At 49.3% G+C, this 25044-nt stretch carries 21 protein-coding genes; 14 read left to right on the top strand and 7 right to left on the bottom strand.

Annotated features, from left to right (window positions below; genetic code table 11):
* Positions 1-28: 28 nt before the first annotated feature.
* Entirely contained in the window at positions 29-616 is a 588-nt protein-coding gene (locus Pan54_RS17960) for a thioredoxin family protein (protein ID WP_146504792.1), read from the bottom strand.
* 687 nt (positions 617-1303) lie between these two features.
* Here Pan54_RS17960 and recO point away from each other — a divergent pair.
* The 3 genes from recO (at position 1304) to lptE (ending at position 4454) form a co-directional block, all read left to right on the top strand.
* Positions 1304-2056 carry a DNA repair protein RecO gene (gene recO / locus Pan54_RS17955; RefSeq protein ID WP_146504791.1) on the top strand — a complete coding sequence of 251 codons (753 nt, stop codon included), beginning with the start codon at positions 1304-1306 and terminating at the stop codon, positions 2054-2056.
* 178 nt (positions 2057-2234) lie between these two features.
* Entirely contained in the window at positions 2235-3830 is a 1596-nt protein-coding gene (locus Pan54_RS17950; protein WP_146504790.1) for a tetratricopeptide repeat protein, read from the top strand.
* Entirely contained in the window at positions 3831-4454 is a 624-nt protein-coding gene (gene lptE, locus Pan54_RS17945; protein ID WP_146504789.1) for an LPS assembly lipoprotein LptE, read from the top strand.
* A 7-nt stretch (positions 4455-4461) separates the two neighbouring features.
* Here lptE and Pan54_RS17940 read toward each other — a convergent pair whose 3' ends face one another.
* From Pan54_RS17940 to Pan54_RS17930, 3 genes are all read right to left on the bottom strand, one after another.
* On the bottom strand, positions 4462-4986 hold the full coding sequence (locus Pan54_RS17940) for a hypothetical protein (protein ID WP_146504788.1): 525 nt from the start codon (positions 4984-4986) through the stop codon (positions 4462-4464).
* 180 nt (positions 4987-5166) lie between these two features.
* Positions 5167-6216: a hypothetical protein gene (locus Pan54_RS17935; RefSeq protein ID WP_146504787.1), complete on the bottom strand. Its 1050-nt coding sequence runs from the start codon at positions 6214-6216 to the stop codon at positions 5167-5169.
* Between the two features lie 96 nt (positions 6217-6312).
* Positions 6313-7386: a cytochrome-c peroxidase gene (locus Pan54_RS17930; protein ID WP_146504786.1), complete on the bottom strand. Its 1074-nt coding sequence runs from the start codon at positions 7384-7386 to the stop codon at positions 6313-6315.
* A 357-nt stretch (positions 7387-7743) separates the two neighbouring features.
* Here Pan54_RS17930 and Pan54_RS17925 point away from each other — a divergent pair, with 357 nt between their 5' ends.
* Positions 7744-9636 carry a cation:proton antiporter gene (locus Pan54_RS17925; protein ID WP_146504785.1) on the top strand — a complete coding sequence of 631 codons (1893 nt, stop codon included), beginning with the start codon at positions 7744-7746 and terminating at the stop codon, positions 9634-9636.
* A gap of 284 nt (positions 9637-9920) precedes the next feature.
* A complete protein-coding gene (locus tag Pan54_RS17920) occupies positions 9921-10511 on the top strand; it encodes an REP-associated tyrosine transposase (protein WP_165441838.1) in 591 nt (196 codons plus the stop codon).
* A 188-nt stretch (positions 10512-10699) separates the two neighbouring features.
* Here the strand turns inward: Pan54_RS17920 and Pan54_RS17915 are convergent, their stop codons facing one another.
* Both Pan54_RS17915 and Pan54_RS17910 read right to left on the bottom strand, forming a co-directional pair.
* Positions 10700-11158 carry a hypothetical protein gene (locus Pan54_RS17915; RefSeq protein WP_146504783.1) on the bottom strand — a complete coding sequence of 153 codons (459 nt, stop codon included), beginning with the start codon at positions 11156-11158 and terminating at the stop codon, positions 10700-10702.
* Positions 11155-11571 carry a hypothetical protein gene (locus Pan54_RS17910; RefSeq protein ID WP_146504782.1) on the bottom strand — a complete coding sequence of 139 codons (417 nt, stop codon included), beginning with the start codon at positions 11569-11571 and terminating at the stop codon, positions 11155-11157. Before Pan54_RS17910 ends, Pan54_RS17915 begins: the two co-directional genes overlap by 4 nt.
* Positions 11572-12259: 688 nt before the next feature.
* Here Pan54_RS17910 and fusA point away from each other — a divergent pair.
* The 5 genes from fusA to Pan54_RS17885 all read left to right on the top strand — a co-directional run bounded on the left by fusA (position 12260) and on the right by Pan54_RS17885 (position 18848).
* Positions 12260-14344, top strand: a complete 2085-nt coding sequence (gene fusA, locus Pan54_RS17905) for an elongation factor G (protein ID WP_146504781.1) — start codon at positions 12260-12262, stop codon at positions 14342-14344.
* A 298-nt stretch (positions 14345-14642) separates the two neighbouring features.
* Positions 14643-14957 carry an ArsR/SmtB family transcription factor gene (locus tag Pan54_RS17900; RefSeq protein WP_146504780.1) on the top strand — a complete coding sequence of 105 codons (315 nt, stop codon included), beginning with the start codon at positions 14643-14645 and terminating at the stop codon, positions 14955-14957.
* Positions 14958-15041: 84 nt separating this feature from the next.
* A complete protein-coding gene (locus tag Pan54_RS17895) occupies positions 15042-15599 on the top strand; it encodes a rhodanese-like domain-containing protein (RefSeq protein ID WP_146504779.1) in 558 nt (185 codons plus the stop codon).
* Between the two features lie 250 nt (positions 15600-15849).
* The gene (locus tag Pan54_RS17890) at positions 15850-17256 is read left to right on the top strand and encodes an arylsulfatase (protein WP_390621951.1); all 1407 of its coding nucleotides are present in this window, start codon (positions 15850-15852) and stop codon (positions 17254-17256) included.
* Between the two features lie 113 nt (positions 17257-17369).
* Complete coding sequence (locus tag Pan54_RS17885; protein ID WP_146504777.1) at positions 17370-18848, top strand: flavin-containing monooxygenase; 1479 nt, start codon at positions 17370-17372, stop codon at positions 18846-18848.
* A gap of 296 nt (positions 18849-19144) precedes the next feature.
* Here Pan54_RS17885 and Pan54_RS17880 read toward each other — a convergent pair whose 3' ends face one another.
* Complete coding sequence (locus tag Pan54_RS17880; RefSeq protein WP_146504776.1) at positions 19145-19714, bottom strand: PDZ domain-containing protein; 570 nt, start codon at positions 19712-19714, stop codon at positions 19145-19147.
* A 618-nt stretch (positions 19715-20332) separates the two neighbouring features.
* Between Pan54_RS17880 and Pan54_RS17875 the strand changes: the two genes are divergently transcribed.
* The 4 genes from Pan54_RS17875 to panB all read left to right on the top strand — a co-directional run bounded on the left by Pan54_RS17875 (position 20333) and on the right by panB (position 25033).
* On the top strand, positions 20333-21895 hold the full coding sequence (locus tag Pan54_RS17875; RefSeq protein ID WP_146504775.1) for an ABC transporter permease: 1563 nt from the start codon (positions 20333-20335) through the stop codon (positions 21893-21895).
* A gap of 97 nt (positions 21896-21992) precedes the next feature.
* Positions 21993-22727: an ABC transporter ATP-binding protein gene (locus tag Pan54_RS17870; RefSeq protein WP_146504774.1), complete on the top strand. Its 735-nt coding sequence runs from the start codon at positions 21993-21995 to the stop codon at positions 22725-22727.
* Positions 22728-22982: 255 nt separating this feature from the next.
* On the top strand, positions 22983-23834 hold the full coding sequence (gene ilvE / locus Pan54_RS17865) for a branched-chain-amino-acid transaminase (protein WP_146504773.1): 852 nt from the start codon (positions 22983-22985) through the stop codon (positions 23832-23834).
* A 407-nt stretch (positions 23835-24241) separates the two neighbouring features.
* Entirely contained in the window at positions 24242-25033 is a 792-nt protein-coding gene (panB, locus tag Pan54_RS17860; protein WP_146504772.1) for a 3-methyl-2-oxobutanoate hydroxymethyltransferase, read from the top strand.
* Positions 25034-25044 lie beyond the last annotated feature (11 nt).

Below are 25044 nucleotides of genomic sequence, written 5' to 3'. Positions count from 1 at the left end.
AATTTAAAAACCTAACGGTTTCAAACCCTTAAACCGCAGGCTTTCCGGTGAAATACTCCGGAGCTTCTTTCCATTTGATATTACAGCCGATGCTCGGTTTTTGTTGTTCGGGAATATCTTTGCCAGCCAGTGCGGCATCGCAGGCGGCTCGGAGGTCGGCTCCGGTGATGGGCAGGCCGTTGCTCGGGCGGCTGTCGTCGAACTGGCCGCGATAGACGAGTTGGCGGTCCTTGTCGAAGAGGAAGAAGTCGGGCGTGCAGGCTGCTTTGTAGGCTTTGGCGACATCCTGGGTTTCATCGTACAGATACGGGAAATTCCAGCCGCTTTTCTCGGCCATGGCTTTCATTTTGTCCGGGCCGTCATCGGGATGTGTATTCACATCGTTCGAGCTGATGCCAACGACCGTCAGTTTTTTTGCCTGGTATTCGTTTGAGAACTGAGCCAGATCTTTCTGCAAATGTAATACAAACGGGCAGTGATTGCAGATGAACATGACCAGAATCGGCTGATCTTTCGGCAGGCCAGAGAGTGAAACCGTTTTGCCATCGATGTTCGGTAAAGAAAAGTCGGGAGCCTGAGAGCCGAGCGGCAACATTGTGGAGGCGGTCATCACCATGGGGAATCTCCTTCAGTCTTTCATTTCGATATTCAGATCAAGACCGGCTCATCATCGATTCGGAGCCGGCGGATGTTGGAGTTCATTATCCAGTCACTTTGATCTTACCAATTCCCGGTTCGATAACACCACCGGCAGAGAAAATTGAGTCGATGATTCCTGAAAATCGATGGGAAAGAGTTGCTTTATTTTTTGAACCACGGATGGACACAGATGTTCTCGAAGAGAATTGATGGACGGGTTGGGATAATCCATCACTCAAACCGAGGTTGTACTTTCGGGGGCTTCCGCTTTGAGCGGAGCGCCCCCGCCACCCAAATTTTTTAGCTAACTGAACGATAATGTCTGTTCATTATTTATAGGGGAATACCAGCTGTAGGTCAGGCATAGCCTGACGTAATGTGTGTGCCATCTCGTTTGTCGTCATTCACAGCCTGACCTACATCTTTATAAATCATCCGTGAAAATCCGTGATTCAAAATTTCTTTACCAAGTTTGATTGATAATTCGCCTGAATTTGCTATCGATTTCATTCACAAAAAACAGAAATCTTGGGGATTCTGTAAATTCTCTCTCAAGTTTCTAGAATGCTGGTTGATCGTTGAATATTTAGACAGTTCTTCAGAGTCCGGTAAACAGGCGGGACCGTGAGGGATTTATCAAAATGGAAATGGCGTAACTGGTTGTATGTCAACAGATAGCAGAAAAACCGAAGGGCTCGTCATTAGGCAGGTCGACTTCAGTGAAACCAGTCGCGTAGTCACAATGTTCACTCGGGACTTCGGTAAGATTTCCGTACTCGCCAAGGGAGCCAAGCGGCTCAAGAGCTCATTTGAGGCTGCTATTGACCTTTTGACCCGTTGTCAGATAGTTTTCCTGCACAAACCTACCTCCAGTCTTGATATTCTGACCGAAGCCAGGCTCGTCGAGCGGTTCCGTGCGTCTGCACATGATGTGAATGTGTATTACGCAGGGCTGTATGTGGCGGAACTGCTTGGGTCCTGTTCCGAGGAGTTCGATCCTTATCCCCGCTGGTACGATGCGGCAGTCACGACGTTAAGTCGATTGCAATCCGAAGCCGATTTTCGGCTCACCTTATTGCGATTTGAACTGCTGACTCTGGCGGAAATGGGGTTACTTCCGGAGTTTGAAGCGTGTCAATGTGGTCGTCCTGTGATGGATAATCAGGACCGCTGGTCGTTGTGGGTTCAACAAGGAGTGTTGTTGTGTTCGCAGTGTCGTCAAAGCGAAATGTCAACGCGTCCGCTCACCGGCGGCGTGATCACGCTGCTGCGCCGGCTGAGTCAAACCGACATCGCCGACGACTTCACTCCTGTTCCAACAATTCAACAACTCAAAAGCATTCGTCATCTCATGACGGCTCTCATTTCTCAGACACTCGACCATCGTCCCAAGATGCTCGCGTATCTGAAATATTAAAGCATATTATTTGCACCTCCCCTTCGAGCCAATCTCCTCGGCTCAACCATCGTTCGTTCAAGTTGGCCACCTCCCCGTGCCGAATTGAAAGAACACACCTCCTCTCCTCCCCCCATTGGTCAATTTCCAATGACCTCCCTTCCCATCCCTCGAATTCTCTGAGGGCAAGGTCGAATTTATGAATAATTATTTTAATCCTCAGCAGCCACCGCGGCTCTTACTAAAATCGTGTGCACTCGGTTTGATGATGTGCTGCGCGGTGGGATGTCAGACGTTTGGCGGCAGCGGAAAGGGTTTGTCGAGCTTAAATCCGTTCGGCAGTCCGAGCGATGCCACGGCTAGTATCGATGATGTTAAAGGACCGATGGAACGCACAATTCTGGCGTCCAATTCTCAGTCCATTGTCTCAACGGCTTCACTGGCAAATACCCCTGAATTCCAGCAGTATCAGGCGGCAAAAGCATTGTACGACTCAGGCGATTATGCTGCCGCAGAAAAAGCATTCGATACGATTGCAAAAGAGTATGCCCTCGATGAAACCGGGCAGTATCGTCGACGCAGCCTCGGCAACTTCTTTAAAGCTCCCTCGACACGAAAAGCCAAGTATTCCGATGGGCCGCTGCGGGAAGATGCATTATTCATGCTGGCCGAAAGCCGTTACAAGCAGGATGAATTTCCTGGTGCGGAAGATGTCTATCTCGGCCTGCTGAAAGATTACCCGAACACACGCCATCTCGAAGCCGCCTCCAAGCGGTTGTACGATATCGCCTTGACCTGGATGGATTTCAAGCAAACCACCAACAGCGAAGTTCAAATGGCGGCATACGAAGAAAACGGACGCTCCGGCAGACCGAAAATTGTTGCCAATACCGAATACAATCGTCCCGGATTCTTCAACTTCTTCGATAAGAAACGACCAGCAACAGATACCGAAGGACGCGCGCTCGAAGCGTTGAAAGCGATCTGGTTAAACGACCCGACAGGTCCACTTGCTGATGATGCATTGATGTTGACCGCCAGTCACTACCTGCGGATTGGCAGTCATGCCGAGGCGGCAGAGACGTATCAGTTGTTACGTGAAGAGTTTCCCGACAGCCCTCATGCCAAGGATGCCTACATCCTCGGGTCTTACGTGACACAGGCTTCCTATCAGGGAGCCGCCTACGATGAAAAAAGTCTGGAGCAATCTCGACAGCTCAAATCGATTGCTTTGGCTTCGTTCCAGGACTTATCACTTGAAGAACGGGAGCGTCTGGAAGCCGAGCTAAAAGAAGTTGAGGAAGCCAAAATCGCTCGGGAATTTGAAAATGCCCTCTTCTGGTTAGGGAAAGGAAATTTCACCGCAGTCGAGATGGTTTGCCATCAAATCATCAATACTCACCCAGGTTCGTTCTATGCGGGCAAGGCTCGAGGGCTCCTCTCGAAATTGCCAGAATATCAGAAGCGAAACACACTGATGCTGGCCATGGAAGGGGTGACGGTTGCAGACATTCCTTCGATTGATGCGACTCAAACGGCGATGATTCCGGAGTATCAACCCAACTCGGCTCCAGCAAAAACACAACCACCCGTAGCTGAACCTGAGGTTGAAGAAGAAAAGAAACCACGCTTCTTCCCATCCTGGGGAATGCCAAAGTTGAGGCCTGTCCCCAAAGATCCGGAAGAAGATGAAGGCTCGAACGCTCCACCATTTAACCCGAATCCGGGATATGATGAAGCTCAGCCGGGCAAAGCCACACTGACACTGGGGCAGGAACCAGCAACGACGAGGTAAATGTTGTTTCACCGATTAACAGACAACTTGAGATGCTGGGGACGAGTACAACTTGCCCCCGGCATCGCTAATTTCGGAAGCTCGTATTGTACGATCTCAGCGGATCGATGTTGTCCGTTCATCGTCTGGCTCATTTTGCCTGTTCTGACTCTGATGGCCGGCTGTGGATATCACATCGGGGCTCCTTACGATCCTGAAATCCGCTCGGTCCATGTGCCGATTTTTACTTCCGATTTGTTTCGACGAGATATCAATATCGAACTCACAGAAGCTGTCCAGAAGGAAATCCGTTCTCGAACTCCTTACCAGTTATCGACTGCAGATCGGGCTGATACACGATTGATCGGACATGTTGTCGAAGTCAATAAGTCCGTCCTGGGTGAAACGAGTTTCGATGATCCTCGTCAATTACAACTCGCAATTGGCGTCGAAATTCTTTGGGAAGAAACCTCCGGCGGACAATTGCTCGCTCGGCAGACATTGCCCATCGACCCCCAAACTCGACAATTGCTCACTCAGTCGAATTTTGCTCCCGAAGTCGGGCAGTCTTTCGCCACCGCCAAGCACGAAGCGATTACGCGTTTAGCACGCCGGATTGTCGACATGATGGAATCGCCGTGGTGAGTTCGAGCTAAGACTGACCCCGCTCGTCCTGACTATTCACCGAGGCGTCAAAGCATTTTTGCATCACTTCCAGCAAGCCATCAGGTTCCATGCCCGCCATCGATGGCAGCGAGATATGAAACCCGCTGGCGGACTTCATGTAATTCGGAACGCGTTCCGGCCCGGGATATTTGGCATTCAGGTCGACACCGATTCTGCGAATGATGCCCACTTCAAAAATCCCAATGCGTTCGACTTGATCCCAGCGATACACTTTGCGGCGGAAGCTGGAGGAAATCGTAATCTCTTCAGCATCTATTTCGACAAAACAAGCACCGGGGAGAATGACACTTAAACAGGCGACAATTGCCAGGCTGAATAAAACCACCAGCAGAAGCCCCTCAAGCACGCCATCCTTAACCAACTCAATACCGATGGCCAGAAACAGCACAGAAAAAACCAGCACGGCAATCGAACGGGTTAAATCGGGAGTGAACCGGAGTGTCGGAATCTCTGGAAGATCTTCTATCGTATTTTCAGCACTAGCAGACACAGAGATTCCTTCCGTTTTAAGACAGGTATTGAATTACAAATCGCACTGCCGGGCCAATCAGCAGTGGCACCCGATACCGTGTGTTTGACCGTTATATAAAAATAGGGTCATGGAACACTCGTTCCACAACCCTATTGTATCTCATCAGTGTTTGTCCTCAAGGACAAATTCCCTTTACGCTTACAGTCCTGCAGGAACCATCAGCAACTGCCCTGGATTTGCTTCACTTCCTTCTTCGGCAGACCCGAAGACGGTGATGTAAAGTCGTCCTCGTTTGTCGAAGGCCAAAGCGGTCGGTTTATCCAGAGACATAATTTTCTTGACGGTGACATCTTTACCGTCAGTCGTCAGTTCGAAAAGTCCGCCATCCTCAGGCTTGGCCCAGGAGAAGTCGGTTGCGTAAAGTTTTCCCGTTTTGGGAGAGAATGCCAGGCCAGCAATATCGCTCAGTCCGGTTTCATAACTGCTGAGCAGTTCTCCCGTTTTGGCATTGTAGACGGTCAGTAAGCTGTCGCCGGGAACATTCATCTCACCCATCTGACCAACAACAATTTCGCCGTTCTCGCCATTGGTAATTGCAACAGGAGCATCGACACCCGTTGCGACTTTGGTCGCGATGAACGCTTTCAACGCTTTCGGTTTTCCACCTTTGACATCGGCTTTCAGGATCCAGCCTTTGGTATCATCTCCATTAGCGGTGATGAAAATCCCTGCTTTATTTACGGCAACTCCATAAAAGTTACCTTCACCTTTGGCGGAATCTTCACCTTGTTCAATTGGCCCTAATGTGAATTCTGCGGAGTCTTCAGCAACAGGTTGAGTCGCAGGATTGGCTGAAATTTTGTAAACGCGAACGAGTTCTTCACCATCAGGCCGGCTGCCATCACCGACGACAATATGGTCGTTTCCAAGAAAACCTACGCCCAGAGGTCCAATATTGTATTTTGGGCCTTTCCCATAAACATCAGTCGGATAGCTGGAGATTTCATCGTAAACTTTGCCGGTTTTCCCAGGCACGAGCCGATGCACTCCATCACGAGATGCAAAGAAGACATGGCCTGTTTTCGGGTGAACGGCGACTCCGGACGGGTTATCGAGTTGGTCGGCAACCACCCGCGATTTCATCGATTTTTCTTTTGCATCGGCTGCGTTGGCATTCGGATTCGGCATTAATAAGGTCAAGCCGAACAGTGCGACTGCGGCAAATGTGATTGTCTTAAGCTCAGTCATTTTCATCGTTCCTCTTAGAGTTTGTGGTTTTATGAATTCAATTTCGAGTTCTCATGGGAAGTCAGTTGTGAATTCCTGCCAGAGAGGGCTAACTAACTATTCCGGCAATTCGGGCGTTTCAACATGGGGATAAGATTCGCTCGTTAAACCTTCCTTCATGAAGGTGACCAGGTCATTCACTTCCTCTTCAGAGAGATTCATCTCAAAGATTTCTTCATCAAGATATTCGTTGGCAATACCCCCCTTATTATAGTGCTCAACGACTTCTTTCAACGTTTTCAGGCTGCCATCATGCATATAAGGAGCGGTGCGGGCAATTTCTCGAAGCGTAGGAGTTTTGAATGCGCCGGTGTCGCCTCCGAGTTTACTGATGGCAAAACGACCTTCATCAGGTTTTTCCTGATCCATGCCGATGCCAATGTTATGAAAACTGTTATCTGTGAAATTTCCTCCGCTGTGGCAGGCAGTGCAATTTGCCTTTCCGAAGAACAGGTCTTTCCCACGTTGAGCAGATTCGGACAACGCGGTTTTATCGCCCGCCTCAAATCGATCATAAGGGGCATCGCCTGAGAGTAAAGTCCTTTCGAAGGCTGCCAGCGCTTTTGCCAGGGTTTCGTCAGAAGCGGGTTCACCGAATTCTTCCTCGAACCGACGACGGTATTCGGGAATTCCATTGATTCGTTCGAGTGCCAGGTCCATCTTCATATTCATCTCGATCGGATTCTGAATCGGCCCCAGGGCCTGATCTTCCAGACTGGCCGCCCGACCATCCCAGAATTGGAAGGTCTGGAATGCACTATTAATTACTGTTGGAGAATTCCGTCCTCCTTTTTGGTTTTCAACACCAGTGGCAAACTGCTCTGCGTTGCTATAGCCCTTGTCAGGGTCGTGACAGGAAGCACAGGAGATTGAACTGTCCGCAGAGAGCCGTTTGTCGAAAAACAGCATTTTCCCCAGTTCGATTTTCCCAGGCGTCGAAGGATTATCCTTCGGTTCTTTCAGCTTTGGTAATCCAAGTGGGACTTCTGCCTGCAATGACGCCCCGCAAGTGATGCAAAGTACAATGGAGAGTGACAGAAGTGCAGTGACTGCCGTATTGGATATCCCTGATGTCAAAATCAATTTTTCACAAACTGATGTATTCGATTTCTGTTGTCGTCGTAAACTCATTTGTTGCCTCGCGTTCTCTCGGTCAGTCCAGGATTGGATTGATTAACATATTCATCTCGTTTGATGGAAAAGTTCTTCAAACGGATTCTAACACCTTCTTGCACAAAAGCACTTTGCAGGAAGGCTCCTTAAACGGTACAACTCTCTGGAGCAACAGCCTCTCCTCAATAGCATGGGCAAATACTCTGGCTATTGCCTGGAATCCCCAGAAAATATCATAAGGCGGCGACGTCCATTTTTACAGTCGAAGCAGGGGAAGACAGACGGGAATCCAGTTTTTGAAATTAAACTTCGTTTTCCATTACAATTAATCTCCGAAATTCATCTTCAGAACATACAACACAGGTGGCACAGATATTGAATACTCCTCTGATCTATCTGACAGGTTTATTTGTTCTGGGTATCACTGCTCAGTGGCTGGCGTGGCGAATGAGACTGCCTGCCATTCTGCTGCTGCTCATGTTTGGCTTTGCCGCCAATACGGTGGTCGATCCCACTCGAATCATTGATGATGCGCTACTCTTCCCGCTCGTCTCGCTTTCCGTTGCCGTCATTCTCTTCGATGGCGGTTTGAGCCTGAGGCTGGGTGAATTGAAAATGACATCCGGTTCCGTAACCCGCCTCGTGACCGTCGGCTGCGTGATTACCTGGATTCTTGGAACATGTGCTGCCAAATTAATTTTCAATAGCTGGTGGATTGCTTCGCTTGCCGGTGCGATCTTCGTGGTAACAGGCCCGACAGTGATCGGCCCTCTGCTCAGGCATGTGCGACCGAATCCGACGATCAGCTCAATCGCCAAGTGGGAAGGGATTGTGATCGATCCCATCGGAGCATTGCTGGCGGTACTCGTATCCACCGCGATTGCTTCCGGGAGCTTAACCGAAGCGACGGTCGATATTATTATCAGTCTGGGATCAGCGGTGGCGATCAGTACCGTCATCGGATTCATTACCGCTTACATTTTGATTGTGATGTTCCGCAAGCACTTGATACCCGACTATTTGCAAAACCCCTTCATGCTGATGAGTGTGCTCGCCTCTTATACGCTTTCAAATCTGTTGATGGCAGAATCGGGACTGGCTACGGTCACTGTTCTCGGAATTCTGATGGCCAATCAGAAGAGCGTTTCAATCACACACCTGATTGAATTTAAAGAAAATCTAGGCGTCCTGCTGATTTCCGTATTGTTCATTTTGTTATCATCAAGATATCAATTCACCGAACTTCTCCACTTGGGCTGGCCAGCTGTCGGATTTCTGATTTTGATGATTGGAATCGTTCGGCCCATCGCAGTCTTTGCTTCGACCTATGGGACGAAACTCAAATGGCAGGAAAAGGTGTTTCTTTCCTTCCTCGCACCCCGTGGAATTGTTGCTGCTGCCGTGGCCAGTGTGTTCGCTCTCGAATTGACTCATCTGGCTGGCGGAGACCATTCAGTCATCTCGCCTGAAATGCTGGCCGATTTGAACAAACTCGTCCCGCTGACCTTCGTCGTCATTGTAGGCACCGTCGCTTTTTATGGACTGACAGCTGCTCCTCTGGCACGTTATCTGGGGATCTCGGAACGAAATCCACAAGGCATTCTGTTCGCCGGGTCCGACCGGCTGGTCCGTTCGATTGCATCGGTCGTCCACAAAGAAGGTTTTCAGGTCCTGCTTGTCGATACCAACCATGAAAACATCAGTGCTGCTCGAATGCTGGGGCTGCCTTCCAACAATGCGAGCATCCTTTCGGAATACGCTCGCGAAGAGCTGGACCTGGGTGGACTGGGCCGTTTTGTCGCGATGACCCCGAACGATCAGGTCAATATGCTGGCGGCTCTGGAATTTCAGGAAGTCTTTGATCGGGCAGATCTGTTCCAACTGAAGCCAAATGTCTCCGACAAACAGCGGCAGGCGTTATCGCATCAGTCCAAGCGGGCTCGCTACATTTTTTCCGGCGGTACAACCTATCGGATGTTGTCCGATTTGATGAACGATGGCTTCGTCGTCAAAGCGTCTAAACTGACTGAAGAATATTCTTACTCATCATTCCGCGAAAAATACGGCCCCCAGGCGTTGCCACTATTTGTCATCACAGAATCCCGCAAACTCATCATTCTGACGGATGAAGAACGCTCCGAACCCCAAGCTGGCGAAACCCTAATCGCCTTCGTACCCGATATGACCTACGCCAAAGTCGAAGAGCATCAGAAAAAGGCCAGTGAAAAATTAGCCGCGAAGGAACTGAAAAAACCTGAGGGTGCTTAATACTAGTGGCACGCCCAGAACGAAGTGATGGGCGTGGTGATTTGCCAGATACCGTTGATGATTTAAGAATTGTCTTTGCATGAATCGAGTTCATGACGTGGACGTCGATCTACAAGCGACCACGCCCATCCTTCCGCTTCGCTCCACTCTGAGCGTGCCACCCGTTGGCGTTGAATGTTTTTCAGTTTCACGATTTAATGAAATCGTGGGTAGCACGCTCAGAACAAAGTGATGGGCGTGGTGATCGCAGGATAGATATTGAATTTTCATTCAAGGCTATTTTCATGCAAGTCCGAAATCTTTCAACAGGAAAGCAATACTACAGCAAACGTCGCAAACGCTTTGAGAAGGATCTCACTGCTCGCTCACTAACCTTTACCTGCTATCAGCGTTACCAATTTCTTTCCAAGGATCGAACCAGAAAATGGCTGATTGAGGCTTTAGAGAAAAATCGCCAGCTGTTTTCTGTGGATCTCTGGGCTTATGTGATCATGCCCGAACATGTCCATCTCCTCGTTTATCCTCAAGAGGATGGGAAAACTGTCTCCAGATATATCAGCAAAGTGAAGGAAGATGTTGGTCGAAAAGCAGTCCAATGGATTGAATCAAATGCCTCTGAATGGATTCCCAAAATAACAGTGACTGAGGGAAAAAGAACTCGCAGACGATTCTGGCAGGCTGGGGGCGGATATGATCGGAATATTGATAATCCCAAAGCGATTCTCGCAACACTCGATTATTTCCATGAGAACCCTGTCCGTCGAGGATTAGTCAACAAAGCAATTGACTGGAAATGGTCAAGTGCACGATGGTATGCCGGTGAAAACGATGTTCCTCTGAAAATGGATAAAAGTTTACCCGTTTTCAAAGAGTAAGCAGCGTTGGGTGGCACGCTCAGAACGGAGTGATGGGCGTGGTGATTTGCCAGATACCGTTGATGATTTAAGAATTGTCTTTGCATCGATCGAGTTCATTTCATGGACGTCGATTTAGAAGCGACCACGCCCATCCTTCCGCTTCGCTCCACTCTGAGCGTGCCACCCGGATTCGAAGATTTAGAGAGTTAGTCCCAGCAATTGAATATCACATCGCCAATTCGTTTTGGTTTCCAATACTTGACCTGTATTCTTTCTGCTGGCGAGAGTTGTTCCAATTCTTCCTTGCTAATTTCTTTTTGCAAATCTGATTGTGAAAGGATTTCAAAGTCTTCAAATTCAGTCGTTTCCCATAGGCAATCAATAAACTGAAGGTTTGATGAATTAAAGCCTCCAGTACGTGAAACGAATCCAATAACAGGGAAGTGAAGATTAACTAAAGCGGAGAATTTTTGGTTAGGAGTTTCAAAATGAGCCGTTCTGAAGTTTGAGGTCTCATTGGGAGCTTTGAGATTCTCGGAATTAACCCGTGCGCCAGTTTTGCGCGCAAACTCAAAGCATGACGTTTTGAATTTGGCTATATCAGATAAGGAAAGAGGAGGATCCAATCGTTCTCGAAAGCCAGTTATTCCTATACGAAGAATCATTGATCTGAGCCTATACTCGCTCTCTCAGAAATAAGTGGTTTGAGCTGAATTCCTTTGTAATAGTACGGATAGATCACTTGTGGTTTTGCATTGAACCCAATGACAATCATTCCCAAATGGTAGTTTCCAATCCAAACTTCATTTGAATCATCTTTTAATCCAAATTCATCAATCAATGAGCGTCTGACAATTTCAACGTATTCGCATGCTTTGGGATCACTCTGCATATTGCCTGAAGAGACGATCTTCCAAACATTTTCTTCTACTGAGTTCCTAACGGCTGATTGCAAATCTGAAAGGTATTGATCAACTACTTTCGGAGGCAAATTCTGAATCGGAGAATACACCGAGAGAAAGACCTTGTCACCTTCTCTAGTAATCGTATAACGAGACGCTTTTCTGAATGGCCACATTGGTTACATTTTCTTAAGGGACATATTGAACTGATTACTCAATTTCGACATGGATGGGTGGCACGCTCAGAACGAAGTGATGGGCGTGGTGATTTAGTAAGAGCAATTTATTCAATTGTGTCGTGATTAATGTCGGGTCCCAATTCTTATTAAAGTATCACAAATTAATTGCCATCCGTACTCTGTTATGCCAGTTTCTTGAGGAGTGTGAGATCCTAGCCAGCAAGAAACCAGAGAAACGATAATCCCTTCTTCGAATGAACCCAATTCAACAAGGACTGCTTCCGGAAAATTTGGATGCCGAGCCTGATCAAATAGTCGATATTGTGTAATACTACTCGAACGTCCATCAATACATGCTTGGTCAAATTTTCCTATGTTATCCTCAAACGAAAACCAGATGGTCCCATCAGAATAAGCACTTACCATTCTTACACGAATAGGATTTTCGAGTGATAAGATCGGACTTAACATACAATTACTGATCTCCAAATTCCCACACGCCCATCCTTCCGCTGCGCTCCACTCAGAGTGTGTCACCCGGATTCGACATGGTTTTCAAATTCTCATCCCTGCAATCCCACCCGCCGCACTGTTCACATTCTGCAAACATACTTATGATTGACAAAACTCGGGGATTTTCCGGGAACTCAATCCAACCAATTTATCAATAAAACCAGTTGAAATCATGGCAAAATCGTTAGAAGACCTTCGTAATATTGGCATTATCGCACATATCGATGCCGGGAAAACCACGACGACGGAACGGATCCTGTTCTACACCGGGGCTTCGCATCGGATGGGGAATGTCGATGACGGCACCACCACGACCGATTTCGATCCCGATGAAGCCAAGCGGGGAATTACGATTTATTCAGCTGCGATCACCTGCTTCTGGAAAGATAAGACGATCAACATTATCGACACGCCGGGACATGTCGATTTCACAGCTGAAGTCGAACGTTCGCTGCGTGTGCTCGATGGAGCGGTCGTTATTTTCAGTGCGGTCGAGGGGGTCGAAGCTCAAAGTGAAACCGTCTGGCGGCAGGCCGATCACTATGAAGTTCCCCGTATCTGTTACATCAATAAGATGGACCGGATCGGAGCCGACTTCGAGCGAACGTTGAATCAAATGCGGGATCGCCTCAAAGCTCGACCCGTGCCGATCACCATCCCGATTGGAGCCGGGCCCACTCAAAATCCCGATCCGTTTCGCGGCATCATTAATCTGCTCACGATGAAAGCCGTTTATTTCGATACCGAATCTCGCGGCGAGAACATCACAGAGACAGAAATTCCAGATGAACTTCGCGATCAGGCTGACCTGGCCAGAATGGAACTCGTGGAAGCGGCTGTTGAGTTCAATGACGGGTTGATGAACGCCTACCTCGAAGGCGAAACCATCACAACCGAACAGATGATCCCAATCCTGCGTCAGGCGACACTCGACCGAAAAATTCAACTGACTTTTTGCGGTTCCTCTCTCAGTTATATCGGCGTACAGCCTGTGCTCGATGGCGTCTCCGCGTTTCTTCCCAGCCCGCTTGATCGACCGCCAGTTTCCGGCAGCAATTGTCATTCGAAGAAGCCAGCGATTGAAACGCGTGCTCCAGATGCTGATGAACCATTCTGCGGCATCGTCTTCAAAATTGTCGCCGAGCCTCATGCCGATTTGTACTTTATGCGAGTCTATTCTGGAAAACTCAAAAGTGGCTCGCGGGTACTGAATCCAAGAACCAACAAGAAAGAGCTGATCAATCAAATCTGGCATATCCAGGCCGACTCCAAAGAGAAAATCGAAACCGATGTCATTGGCCCCGGCGATATTGCAGGCATTGTCGGACTCAAGGAAACCGCCACCGGCGATACCCTTTGCGATACCCAAAAACCAATCGTGCTCGAATCGATCAAATTCCCGGCGACCGTCATTTCCATGGCTGTCGAACCGGAAACCAATGCCGATCGTAAGAAACTGAACGAAGTTCTCGCCCGGCTCGAAAAGCAGGATCCGACCTTTCAGTGCACCATCAATGAAGATACCGGTCAACAGATCATCAGCGGAATGGGCGAATTGCATCTGGAAATTATTAAAGACCGCATCCTGCGGGACTTCGGTCTGAACGCCAAAGTTCACAAGCCACGTGTCAGTTATCGCGAAACCATCGGGAAAAAGGTCAAAGGTCATGGCGAGTTTCATCAGACAACCGCCAGCGGCAACCGCTATGCTGGAGTCACCTTGGAGCTTGGCCCCATCACTGACGATAAGTCAGACGCTTATGTCAATAAATTAAAGCCCGATGCCCTTACCAACGAGTTGAGGTATATCCTCGATGAAACCGCCAAGCAACTACTCGATGGCGTCGGCTACTACGGCTATCCGCTGATGGGCGTGCAGATGACGATTCTCGATGTCGATTATCGCCTCAATGAAACCGAAGAAATCTCCCTTAAAGCCGCTCTCGACCGCGCGTTCGATGATGCGATGAATGCAGAGAATGTTGTGCTGCTCGAACCGATCATGAAGCTGGAAGTCGTCTGCCCGGATGAATTCCTCGGCAACATCCAGGCCGACCTGCAAATTCGACACGCGACCATTTTCGGCCAGGAACAACGCGGACACCTGACCGCAATCGCAGCCGAAGTCGCACTCGCAAAGATGTTCAGCTACTCCTCACAAGTTCGCAGTCTCTCTCAGGGACGAGCCTCCTACTCGATGGCTCCCCTCAAATACGCCCCGGCTCCTAAAGATGTGCTGGAAAAAATGCTGGGATGATTTTTGCTCAACTTGTTTCCAGGGTCCTCATCATTCTGCATGAATAATCATAACCCGAAGCGTCAGCGAGGGGGCGGCGTTCAAGACAAGAAATGAGGTAAATGTATTACCACAAAACGTTTATGGCATTTTATGTAAAACGCTGTGCTCCTGGGGAGCACGCAGTATTGAAGCTCCTGCTTCGACACCCAGGGAAAAGTGAAAAAATGATTTGTGTTTGGATTAATCTTACAGATTTCCAAATTAAATCAATTGAAATGTCGTAACATGACGATATAATTAAGTAAGAGGTTATCCAATGACAACGAAATCAAAAACTAAAGAAAAGCCACTCATTTCACTGCCAGCCTTAGAGCAGGCTGCTGAGTGTCTGAAAATTCTGGCTCATCCGCATCGACTGCGAATTGTGCAGATGTTGCTCAATGGTCGCTTTACGGTCGGACAACTTGCTGAAGCCTGTGAGATCCCCAGCCACATGGCCTCCGAACATTTGAGGCTGATGCAGCGTTGTGGATTCCTGGAAAGCGAGAAGGAAGGCCGGAAAGCTTATTATAAGGTCGTGGAACCTCACCTGGCACAAATTATGACATGCATCGAATCCCGTTTTGGGTGAGGGGTGCATTTTTTTGAAAAAATATATCGTAACATCTCGACACTATGACAATTATCAGGTGGAAGTCCACCAGGGAGACTCGCTATGAGTTCATCAACAATTACGCCAGAGCAATTGCAGGAACGACTGAAGTCAAAACCGGAATTGGATTTAATCGATGTCCGCACGCCGGCTGAGTTTCAGGAATTGCATCTAAAATCGGCTCGAAATATTCCACTCGATAAACTGGATCCGAATGCGATCGTCAAAGAACGCAACGGTTCTGCAGAAGAGCCCGTTTACATGATTTGTCGATCGGGCAGCCGGGGGGAAATGGCGTGTCAGAAATTCCAAAAGGCTGGACACTCCAATGCGGTGAACGTCGTCGGAGGAACAATGGCCTGCGATGAAGCTGGTCTGCAAGTCGTTCGCGGTCGCAAGGTCATGTCACTCGAACGTCAGGTTCGCATCGCAGCCGGGTCACTTGTTGTCATCGGGACCGCTCTGGGAGCGTTCGTCCATCCGGGCTTTCTCGGAATAGCCGCGTTCGTGGGAGCCGGATTGGTTTTCGCGGGAATTACCGATACCTGCGGCATGGGAATGATGCTGGCTCGTATGCCCTGGAACCAGTGCTCCGAGAATTCCGGATCCTGCAAAGTGTAGTAAAAACGAACTGAATTTCCGCTGAGAATTGACCTCGGGAGATTCGAGAGAGACAATGAAACTTCAACCCGTCTCACAATGTTTTCAGAATGCGCACGTGGATCAAAAGTGAGAACGGGAGTGACTACAGCGCAGAGCATGACAGCACTCAGAAAGTTTCATTATGTCGATATGTTTTTCCTGGACGCAGGTCAGCACAAACCAGTCATTCCCAAATCGTTTGTTCAATCGAATAACATCCCAAGTTATTTTGCTACTCGCAGCAGTGATTCCGCAACTCTTTCCTGCGCAATCATTCGCGGCAGAGTCCTCCACTCGGCCGAATATCATTTTCATTCTCGCCGATGACCTCGGCTATGGAGATCTCGGCTGCTTTGGTCAGGAGAAGATCAAAACTCCGAATCTCGATCAGATGGCAGCCGAGGGAATGAAATTCACGAACTTTTACGCCGGAGCAACCGTTTGTGCTCCTTCCCGTTGCGTTCTCATGACGGGCTTGCACACAGGTCATTGCGAAGTTCGGGGAAACTCCGCATCAAATATTCAGCGATTGCGGGATGAAGATGTCACGATTGCAGAAGTGCTTCAGGACTCAGGGTATCGCACCGCTCTGATCGGGAAATGGGGACTTGGCGAACCGGGTGGAGGAGAAGCTGGCTTTCCGAACAAACAGGGGTTCGATTACAGCTTCGGCTATCTTTCTCAGCATCAGGCTCACAATTACTATCCGGAAATTCTCTGGCGAAATGGCGAGAAAGTTCAGCTGAGAAATGTCGTCAATAAAGTGAAAACCGGCGAATGGGGATCAGCGGGCTGGGCGACGAAACGCGTCGATTATTCTCACGACCTGTTCATGGAAGAGACCAGCAAATTCATTGCCGATCAAAAATCGGGCAAACCCTTTTTTCTGTATCTGGCACTGACTATCCCCCACGCAAACAACGAAGGAACCCGCGGCACCGGCAACGGACAGGAAGTTCCCGATTACGGCATCTATTCTGAAAAGGATTGGAGTGATCCTGATAAAGGCCAGGCCGCTATGATCACTCGCATGGACAACGGCATCGGCGAATTATTCAAGCAACTCAAGTCTCAGGGACTCGATGAAGAAACCCTCGTCATCTTCACATCCGACAACGGACACCACAAAGAAGGGGGTAACAACCCAGAGACATTCGACCCCAACGGCCCTCTCAGAGGAATGAAACGCGATCTGTATGAAGGAGGCATCCGCGTTCCGACAATCGCCCGCTGGCCAGGGCATATTCAGCCGGGCAGTGTGACGGATCACGTCGCCTATTTCGGCGATTTCTTCGCCACTGCCTGCGAGTTGGCCGATGCGAATACACCAAAAAATCTCGACAGTATTTCCTTCGTCCCTGTCATGACCGGGCATCCCGAACAGCAGTCAGAACACGACTATCTCTACTGGGAATTCTACGAAAGAGAATCGAAGCAAGCTGTTCGCAAAAAAAACTGGAAAGCGATCCGCATTCCGATGTTTGACGGCAAAGTCGAACTGTACGATCTCTCCCAGGATCTTGGCGAAGAAAATAACATCGCCAGCGAGCATCCCGAAATCGTCAAGCAATTGACGAAACTGATGGACGAAGCCCACGTTTCACATCCGAACTGGAAAACACGCGGCAAGAACTGAGATTCTTTAGACTTCCTGTTTCTTATGGTCAGGCTCTCGTTTATAGTGTTTTCGGAACATTCAGAATCGACAATAAAAGTCAGGTAATTGCAGCTGTTAAGTTGAGGGACGAAGTGACGCGAAACGGGCCAGAAGGGAGTTTGAATTCGGGGCAGCCAACCATCGTGATTGTGGGGGCGGGGGTCAGCGGCATCTGCATGGCGATTCAGCTGAAGCGGGCAGGCTATCGGTCCGTCACAATCCTTGAGAAATCGAACGATTTCGGCGGAACCTGGCTCGAAAACAGTTACCCCGGCTGCGGTTGCGATGTCCCGGCCATGCTTTACTCGTTCTCGTTTGCCCTCAAGTCCAACTGGTCCCGCCTCTACGCACTCCAGCCCGAGTTGCTGGAATACTTCAAAGAGACCGCTAATCGGTTTGACCTCTCCTCAATCACACGATTTGGCGAAACGGTCGATCAGGCCCGTTTTGATGAAGCGACTGGACTCTGGAACATCCAGCTGGAATCTGGCGAAGCACTCACTGCCAACATTTTCATCAGCAGTGTTGGCCAGCTGAACCGACCAAGCATTCCGAATCTGCCTGGAGCCGATCAGTTTGAAGGCCAGCAATTTCACTCGGCTCGCTGGAATCATGAGTTTGATTTTCAGGATAAGAAAGTAGCCGTCATCGGCAACGGAGCTTCAGCAATTCAACTGATCCCCGAAATCTCAAAACAAACCCGTCAGACATACATTTTTCAGCGATCTGCAAATTACATCGCACCTCGAAACGATCAAACTTATTCGAGAATAAAAACCGCTGCCTTCCGCTGGATTCCCGGCTTTGCCCGACTGTATCGCTCCTATCTGTTCTGGAGACATGAATACCGGATCAAACTCTACCGGCGGAACAGCGTTTTGAACAAGAATTTTCGACACTGGCTTCTCAAAAAAATGCGGGAGCGAACGCCAAAAAAACTATGGCGAACAGTCATTCCCCGCTACCCGGCTGGCTGTAAACGAGTCCTGCTTTCCGATGATTATCTACAATGTCTGGGTCGGGAAAATGTCGAAGTCATCGATCATGGCGTGACGTCGCTGACTTCTGACAGCGTTGTCGCCGGTGAGGAAAATTATCCCGTCGATGCCATCGTTTATGCGACCGGTTTCAAATCGACTGAATTTCTCTCGCCAATGAAAGTGATCGGTCGAAACGGTCTGGATATCAATACCGCCTGGCAAGCCCGCCCGAAAACCTGGTACGGCGTAATGGCCCACGGCTTCCCCAACTTTTTCATGCTCTATGGTCCAAATACCAACCTGGGACATAATTCGATTATTTTCATGATCGAATGTCAGGTCAAACTCATTATGAACTGCCTCAAATTGATGCAAAAAGCACAGGCCAGTACGGTCGAAGTCACAGAATCAGCCGTCGAAGAGTTCGATCAGAAACTACAGTCCGACCTCGACAACTTGATCTGGAATGAAGACTGCGGCAACTGGTACACCAATCAAACCGGAAACATCGTCAACAACTGGTCCGGTGCCCCCATTCGCTACTGGTGGGAAACGAGAAACATCAATCAAAAAGTGTTTGAATTGAAATGATTGACAATAAAACGGGCGAGTCTTTTTCAGACTCGCCCGTTTTTGTTTTCGTTTGACGCTCTGCAGGAGTAACTGGAATCGTTTTCTGTACCCAAATCGTCCAAGCGACTGCCCCCGGTGGAGCAGTTGTAGGGTGCGTCCTGACGCACCATGCTGCCGAGATGACTTCGCTATTGACTCTCAAATCCAAAATGAAACCTCCGCGATTCACTTATCGCTTTCGAATTGAATTCTACCCGGATTCCGGTGCGTCAGGACGCACCCTACTATTCCGCCCCCGGTGGAGCAGAATGCTCCTAGTAAGCCAGGCCGGGTGCCAACTGTGCGTGGTACTCAAGGATCGTGTGTTGTCCGCAGGGAATCACTTTGAGGCAGGCGACTTTGCCTGAGCACTTGAGTGCGTGAGTCCAGTCGTCTTCGCAGATGATGCGGATGTCATCGAACATCTTGATCACATCGCCAGGAGCCAGACCCAAACGGCAAGCTTCGCTGTTCGGCTGGATTTCTTTGATCAGCATCCCTTCAGGACACATCACACCGAAAAAGCCGAGGGAAGGGAGTGGAGCCGGGCAGACAGGTTTTTCAATGATGACTGGCTTTTCGACAATCACTTCGCGGTAAACCGGTTTTTCAATCACAACTTCGTGAACGATTGGCTTGGCGTATACAGGTTTCACATAGTGATCGTTGTGGTAAGTCTTTTTGTAGCCGTAATTTCCGCCGCCGTAGTGACCACCATAATTTCCACCGTAGTTGCCGCCGTAACCTTTTTTGTAGCCTCCCTTTGAGCAACCACCCGCTTGAGCAGCAGTGGTGAAGGTTGTCAGAGCAGCCAGAGCGATCAGTGTGAGAGTGAAGCGTGACATGGTTTTGTTCCTTGGAGTGATGTTGTTTTTGTTGTGTTGAGGCCGCGTTGTGCTGCCTCTCACTCTTAAAAACGGAAAGTCGGCACGGGAGGGGACAGGGGGATGGAAAGCCGAGGGCAGAAAGCGGAAAGCCGCAGGTATAATCTTATACCCGAAGCGTCAGTGAGGGGACGGCTTTACTTGTCTTTTTGCTTGGAATGCATCAATAAAAGAGATCTCACAAAAAAATCTGAATGCGGAAAAAATTTGGAATCTCAATTTTCCATGGGATCGCCTGCCCCTCGCTGACGCTTCGGGTTGTGATGGCAAAAGGTTGTTTACGATGCTTGGAGCTAAGATTCCGCGCCCATCACTTCGTTCTGGGCGTGCCACCCGATGCTGGATGAAGCTATAATTTCAGCTCTTTCGACTTGGGCTTGGCTGGATGTCGGGGAATCGATATAGTTTCGGGATCGGGAAGGGATTGTTGCGTATTCTGGTTGATTCCAAGAACGCAATGGGGACAAGTTCACCTGTTTTTGATGTGGATTTGTGCGGTTGTTTACAGATAACAGCCCTTCTGATGCGGTCTGGAGGACCGGGACACGAAAATAATTCCTCAGCCAAGGGACTGGCGAGATGTATAAAATGCTCTTATGTCAGCGATATTTGCGGACCCGCTATATTGCTTTAGCCAGCATTATCAGTGTGATGCTCGGCGTTGCCACAATGATCGTCGTCAACAGTGTGATGTCCGGTTTCGGCACTCAGATGCGGGAGCGAATTCACGGATTGTTGGCCGATGTCGTCATCGAATCCCACAGTTACGACGGCGTTTCCGATCCCGATCTGCAGATTCGCATTGCCAGGGAAGTGGCCGATGGTTACATCGAAGCGGTCACACCGACTGTCGAAGTCTACGGCATGTTGAACTTCAACTTTGCCGGGCAATGGATCACAAAACCGGTCACACTGATTGGAATTGAGCCGGAAGGGAAGGCGAAGGTCGGCCCGTTACGCTCATTTCTGGACAGTTTTAATCCGGTCTACGAAAATGGTGAAATCGCTCGACCTGCCTTGCGACCCGATGAGGAAGTTCCGAACTGGAAACTTTCGCCGGAAGCCGAAGAATATCGTCACGAGAAAATCGATCGTCAAAAGTGGTATGAAAGTCAACTGGCGGCTTTGGAATCGGAGAAAACGCCGAAACAGACAGCCTCGATTGAGCCTCAGCAAGAAGTCCAGACCGCTGCCCTTCCAGTAGATCCGTTTGCCGATCCGTTTTTTGATGGACAAGCCGCCGAACAGGCTCCGGCTGACCCTTATGAAATGATGGATGGTCGAGTTTATGTCGGAGCAGGACTGGTCAGTTATCCGTATCGCGATCCGGAAACCGGATTGATGAAAACAATGATGATGGCTCGTCCCGGAGACGATGTTAAAATCAGCACTGTGACCGCTGGACGTCCTCCTTCTCATGCCGCCTTCCAGGCAACGATTGTCGATGTTTTCAAAAGCGGAATGACCGAATACGACAGCAATCTGGTCTTCTGTAATCTTGAAGAACTCCAAAATGTGCGAGGCATGCTTTCCCCGGCGACCGGTAAGCGAGCGATTACTTCTCTGCACATCAAACTGAAGGATTACAAAGATGCCGAGGTTGTTGTCGAACGATTGAAGTCGGCATTTCCCCCGGATCAGTTTGTCGTTAAAACCTGGGAACAGAAGCAGGGGCCATTGTTGGCCGCTGTGGAAGTGGAATCAGCCATTTTGAACGTGCTGCTCTTCCTGATTATTGCCGTGGCTGGCTTCGGAATTCTGGCCATCTTCTACATGATTGTCGTCGAGAAAACCCGCGATATCGGCATCCTGAAAGCATTGGGAGCTGGCTCGGGTGGCATCATGTCGATTTTCCTCTCTTACGGTCTTGCTTTAGGAGTCGTTGGCAGTGGAGTCGGTGTTCTGCTGGGGCTGACGTTCGTGCATTACATCAATCAAATCGAGGATGCGATCACGTATATAACGGGCCGGAAGGTGTTTGATGAAACCATTTATTACTTCCCGGAAATCCCGACTGCAGTGCAACCCTCCATGGTCCTCTCGGTTGCCCTGGGAGCGATGTTAATTGCGGTACTGGCCAGTGTCTTCCCGGCTCGTCGAGCCGCTCGAATGCACCCGGTCGAGTCGTTGCGACGCGAATAGCTGTAGGTCAGGCTATGCCTGACATGATGTATAATTGACGTCCATTTTCGTCAGGCACAGCCTGACCTACGAGTGTTTTCAAATTCAGGTCCATCGAATGAACGAAATTCTTCCGACTCCACCGGTCCACTTGTCGGCTGTCGCTCTCGATAAAAGTTATCGAAAAGGACCCGAAGCGGTGAATGTCCTTCGGGGTGTGAATCTGGAGGTTCGCAAAGGCGAGTTCCTCTCGATCATCGGCCGCTCAGGCTCCGGAAAAAGCACATTACTGCATCTTGCAGGCTTGCTGGACACGCCCGATATCGGAGAAATCCGACTGGATGGCAAACGGATCGATCATCTGCCCGCAAAAACTCGAGATCAGTTACGAAATCGAGTCTTCGGCTTCGTCTTTCAGTTCTATCATTTGCTGCCTGAACTGACAGTTCTCGAAAATGTGCTGTCTCCGCTGATGATCCGCTATTCGATGTGGGAATACTGGAAAAAGCGGAGCGAACTCCAGGATCAGGCTCGGGAATTGATTGCCCAAGTGGGTCTGGAGCATCGAATTAAGCACAAGCCGAGCCAAATGTCGGGTGGCGAGTTGCAGCGAGCCGCCATTGCCCGCTCTCTCATTTCCGAGCCGGAAATCCTCCTGGCCGACGAACCTACGGGAAATTTGGATGTCGATACGGGGAAAGGGATTATTGAACTGCTGGAGCGATTGAATTCTGAGCGACAACTTACCATTATGATGGTCACTCACGATGAGGCAATTGCCCGTAAAGGCCAGCGGATTGTAAGGTTGTCGAAAGGTCAGGTCGAAAACATTCGCGAGCGAGTCGCTTCTTAATGACTTTCGATGATTTGACTTCAAAACTGACTGACAGCCAGAATTGCCAGATGAGTCAATAGTCCAACAATTCCGTAACCAATACAGAAACTGCGATGCAGTATTGGCACGAAGCAGGTGCAGCGACCATTTTATTGTGTGAGTGATCAATCCTGTTTGAGCACACCAGTGAGTGTGCGGATTTGTAGGATTCACCCATCAATAGTAAGTGGTTACGCCACCGGACCTCGTGCTTTTTTTCGTAAGAAGCAGCTCATGAAGATTTACCTGAACGGTCAACTCGTTTCCAAAGATGAAGCAAAAATCAGCGTTTTCGATCACGGCCTCCTCTACGGAGACGGAATATTTGAAGGGATCCGCATCTACAATCGGAAGGTCTTTCTGCTAGAGGAGCATATCGAGCGTCTGTATGAAAGTGCCCATGCTATTCGATTGCCGATCCCGCTTTCCCCGGCAGAAATGACTAAAGCTGTTGAAGAGACCGTTGCCGCCAACGAACTCGTCGATGGCTATATTCGTCTGGTCATCACCCGAGGTTCGGGGTCACTGGGACTGGATATCCGCCGCACGAGCGATCCTCAGGTGATCATTATTGCCGACAAAATCAGCTTGTATCCGGAAGAATTGTACGAGCAGGGGCTGAAAATCATCACGGCCAGTACGATTCGAAACCATCCCCAGGCGCTGAGCCCGCGGATCAAATCGCTCAATTACTTGAATAACATTCTGGCTAAAATTGAAGGTTCGGACGCAGGTTGTCTCGAAGCGGTGATGCTCAATCACAAGGGAGAAGTGGCCGAGTGTACGGGTGATAATATCTTCATTGTCAAAAATGGAGTGCTGAAAACTCCCTCAACTGATGCCGGCATTCTCGATGGAATCACTCGCCGGGCCGTTCTGCGGCTGGCTCGTGAAGCGAAGCTGGAAATTATGGAAACGACAATGACCCGACACGAACTGTATGTGGCCGATGAATGTTTCCTGACGGGAAGTGCCGCAGAAGTGATTGCGGTCGTCGAACTCGATGGTCGCTTGATTGGCGATGGCAAACCGGGGCCTGTCACAAAAGACCTGAAATCTCGCTTTGAAAAACTGACCAGAGAGTAGTTTCAACGCACTGGGTTTCGCTAAGCACAAAAAAAGACGTGACCGGTTACACCACCGATCACGCCTATGTCCACCATCGAAGCAAGTGCGGGCCAACTCCTGCCTCAAGGTGAATTCTATTAAATGCAAGATATGTGCCAATTGCTTATTCCCGTTTTTAATTGGCATAAGGCGATTGCAGGTAGCAGGTTACGTCAGAGATGGATTGTCAGAGCCCGAGAGCGTATGTATTGATTCGTTGCATTATCGTTCAATGCGACTGTTCAATTTTGCAACATGTATCGAGATAAGACACTCGTGTGGTCTTCCGTTCAGGAGTTGCTTGCGAGAAATTGATACGAATAATGAAGTCCGTCATACAGAATTTAACCATCTGTCGAATTATTGCTGGAAGTTAAGGTGAGTCGATGAGTTCCATGACTGTTCCCAAGTTCGCTGCTGCCAAGCAGAAAGGACGAAAGCTGGCGATGCTGACTGCCTATGATTTTACCTGGGCAAGCATTGTCGATGCGGCTGGAGTCGATGCGATTCTTGTCGGAGATACGCTCGGCATGGTCGTGCAGGGAAATTCCACGACATTGCCAGTCACAATCGATGAGATGATCTACCATGGGAAGATGGTCGTTCGCGGAACTCAGAATGCTCTGGTGATTGTTGATCTCCCGTTTTTGAGCTATCAGATCAGTCCAGAGCAGGCGATTGCGAATGCCGGGAGAATCCTCAAAGAAACAGGAGCAGCAGCCGTCAAACTTGAGGGGGGCATCTCGCAAGCCAAAACGATTGCGGCTCTGACAAATGCCGATATCCCCGTGATGGCACACGTTGGCTTCAAACCGCAATCCATTCGAGCGGTCGGTTCGATGGGCAAGATACAGCGGGATGAAGATCTATTGCTCGCAGATGCCAAAGCCGCTGAGGCAGCCGGGGCTTTTGGAATCGTGCTCGAAATGATTTCCAGTCCGATCTCGGCTCGAATCACCAAAGAACTGCAGATTCCGACGATAGGCATTGGAGCCGGGCCCGAGTGTGATGGTCAGGTCCTTGTCCTTAACGACATGCTGGGACTGACCGAGGGCTTCAAGCCGAAGTTTCTCAAGCATTACGCCAATCTGCACGAAATCGTGACAAAGAGCGTGCAGAACTATGCAAACGACGTCCGGGAAGGAACCTACCCGGACGCCGATCATAGTCATCAATAAAGTTTACACGT

It is taken from the genome of Rubinisphaera italica (assembly GCF_007859715.1).
Classification (GTDB): Bacteria; Planctomycetota; Planctomycetia; order Planctomycetales; family Planctomycetaceae; genus Rubinisphaera; species Rubinisphaera italica.
The sequence above is the reverse complement of the archived record's forward strand: the minus strand, read 5'-3'. Positions and strand labels throughout refer to the sequence as shown.

What these genes read in the sequence shown, in the direction of transcription:
- Pan54_RS17900 (WP_146504780.1), top strand. Translation starts at nt 14,643, where the DNA reads ATGACAACGAAATCAAAAACTAAAGAAAAGCCACTCATTTCACTGCCA.
- fusA (WP_146504781.1), top strand. Translation starts at nt 12,260, where the DNA reads ATGGCAAAATCGTTAGAAGACCTTCGTAATATTGGCATTATCGCACAT.
- Pan54_RS17935 (WP_146504787.1), bottom strand. Translation starts at nt 6,216, where the DNA reads ATGACTGAGCTTAAGACAATCACATTTGCCGCAGTCGCACTGTTCGGC.
- Pan54_RS17950 (WP_146504790.1), top strand. Translation starts at nt 2,235, where the DNA reads ATGAATAATTATTTTAATCCTCAGCAGCCACCGCGGCTCTTACTAAAA.
- lptE (WP_146504789.1), top strand. Translation starts at nt 3,831, where the DNA reads ATGTTGTTTCACCGATTAACAGACAACTTGAGATGCTGGGGACGAGTA.
- Pan54_RS17930 (WP_146504786.1), bottom strand. Translation starts at nt 7,386, where the DNA reads ATGAGTTTACGACGACAACAGAAATCGAATACATCAGTTTGTGAAAAA.
- Pan54_RS17960 (WP_146504792.1), bottom strand. Translation starts at nt 616, where the DNA reads ATGGTGATGACCGCCTCCACAATGTTGCCGCTCGGCTCTCAGGCTCCC.
- panB (WP_146504772.1), top strand. Translation starts at nt 24,242, where the DNA reads ATGAGTTCCATGACTGTTCCCAAGTTCGCTGCTGCCAAGCAGAAAGGA.
- Pan54_RS17895 (WP_146504779.1), top strand. Translation starts at nt 15,042, where the DNA reads ATGAGTTCATCAACAATTACGCCAGAGCAATTGCAGGAACGACTGAAG.
- recO (WP_146504791.1), top strand. Translation starts at nt 1,304, where the DNA reads ATGTCAACAGATAGCAGAAAAACCGAAGGGCTCGTCATTAGGCAGGTC.
- Pan54_RS17920 (WP_165441838.1), top strand. Translation starts at nt 9,921, where the DNA reads ATGCAAGTCCGAAATCTTTCAACAGGAAAGCAATACTACAGCAAACGT.
- Pan54_RS17880 (WP_146504776.1), bottom strand. Translation starts at nt 19,714, where the DNA reads ATGTCACGCTTCACTCTCACACTGATCGCTCTGGCTGCTCTGACAACC.
- Pan54_RS17915 (WP_146504783.1), bottom strand. Translation starts at nt 11,158, where the DNA reads ATGATTCTTCGTATAGGAATAACTGGCTTTCGAGAACGATTGGATCCT.
- Pan54_RS17910 (WP_146504782.1), bottom strand. Translation starts at nt 11,571, where the DNA reads ATGTGGCCATTCAGAAAAGCGTCTCGTTATACGATTACTAGAGAAGGT.
- Pan54_RS17870 (WP_146504774.1), top strand. Translation starts at nt 21,993, where the DNA reads ATGAACGAAATTCTTCCGACTCCACCGGTCCACTTGTCGGCTGTCGCT.
- ilvE (WP_146504773.1), top strand. Translation starts at nt 22,983, where the DNA reads ATGAAGATTTACCTGAACGGTCAACTCGTTTCCAAAGATGAAGCAAAA.
- Pan54_RS17875 (WP_146504775.1), top strand. Translation starts at nt 20,333, where the DNA reads ATGTATAAAATGCTCTTATGTCAGCGATATTTGCGGACCCGCTATATT.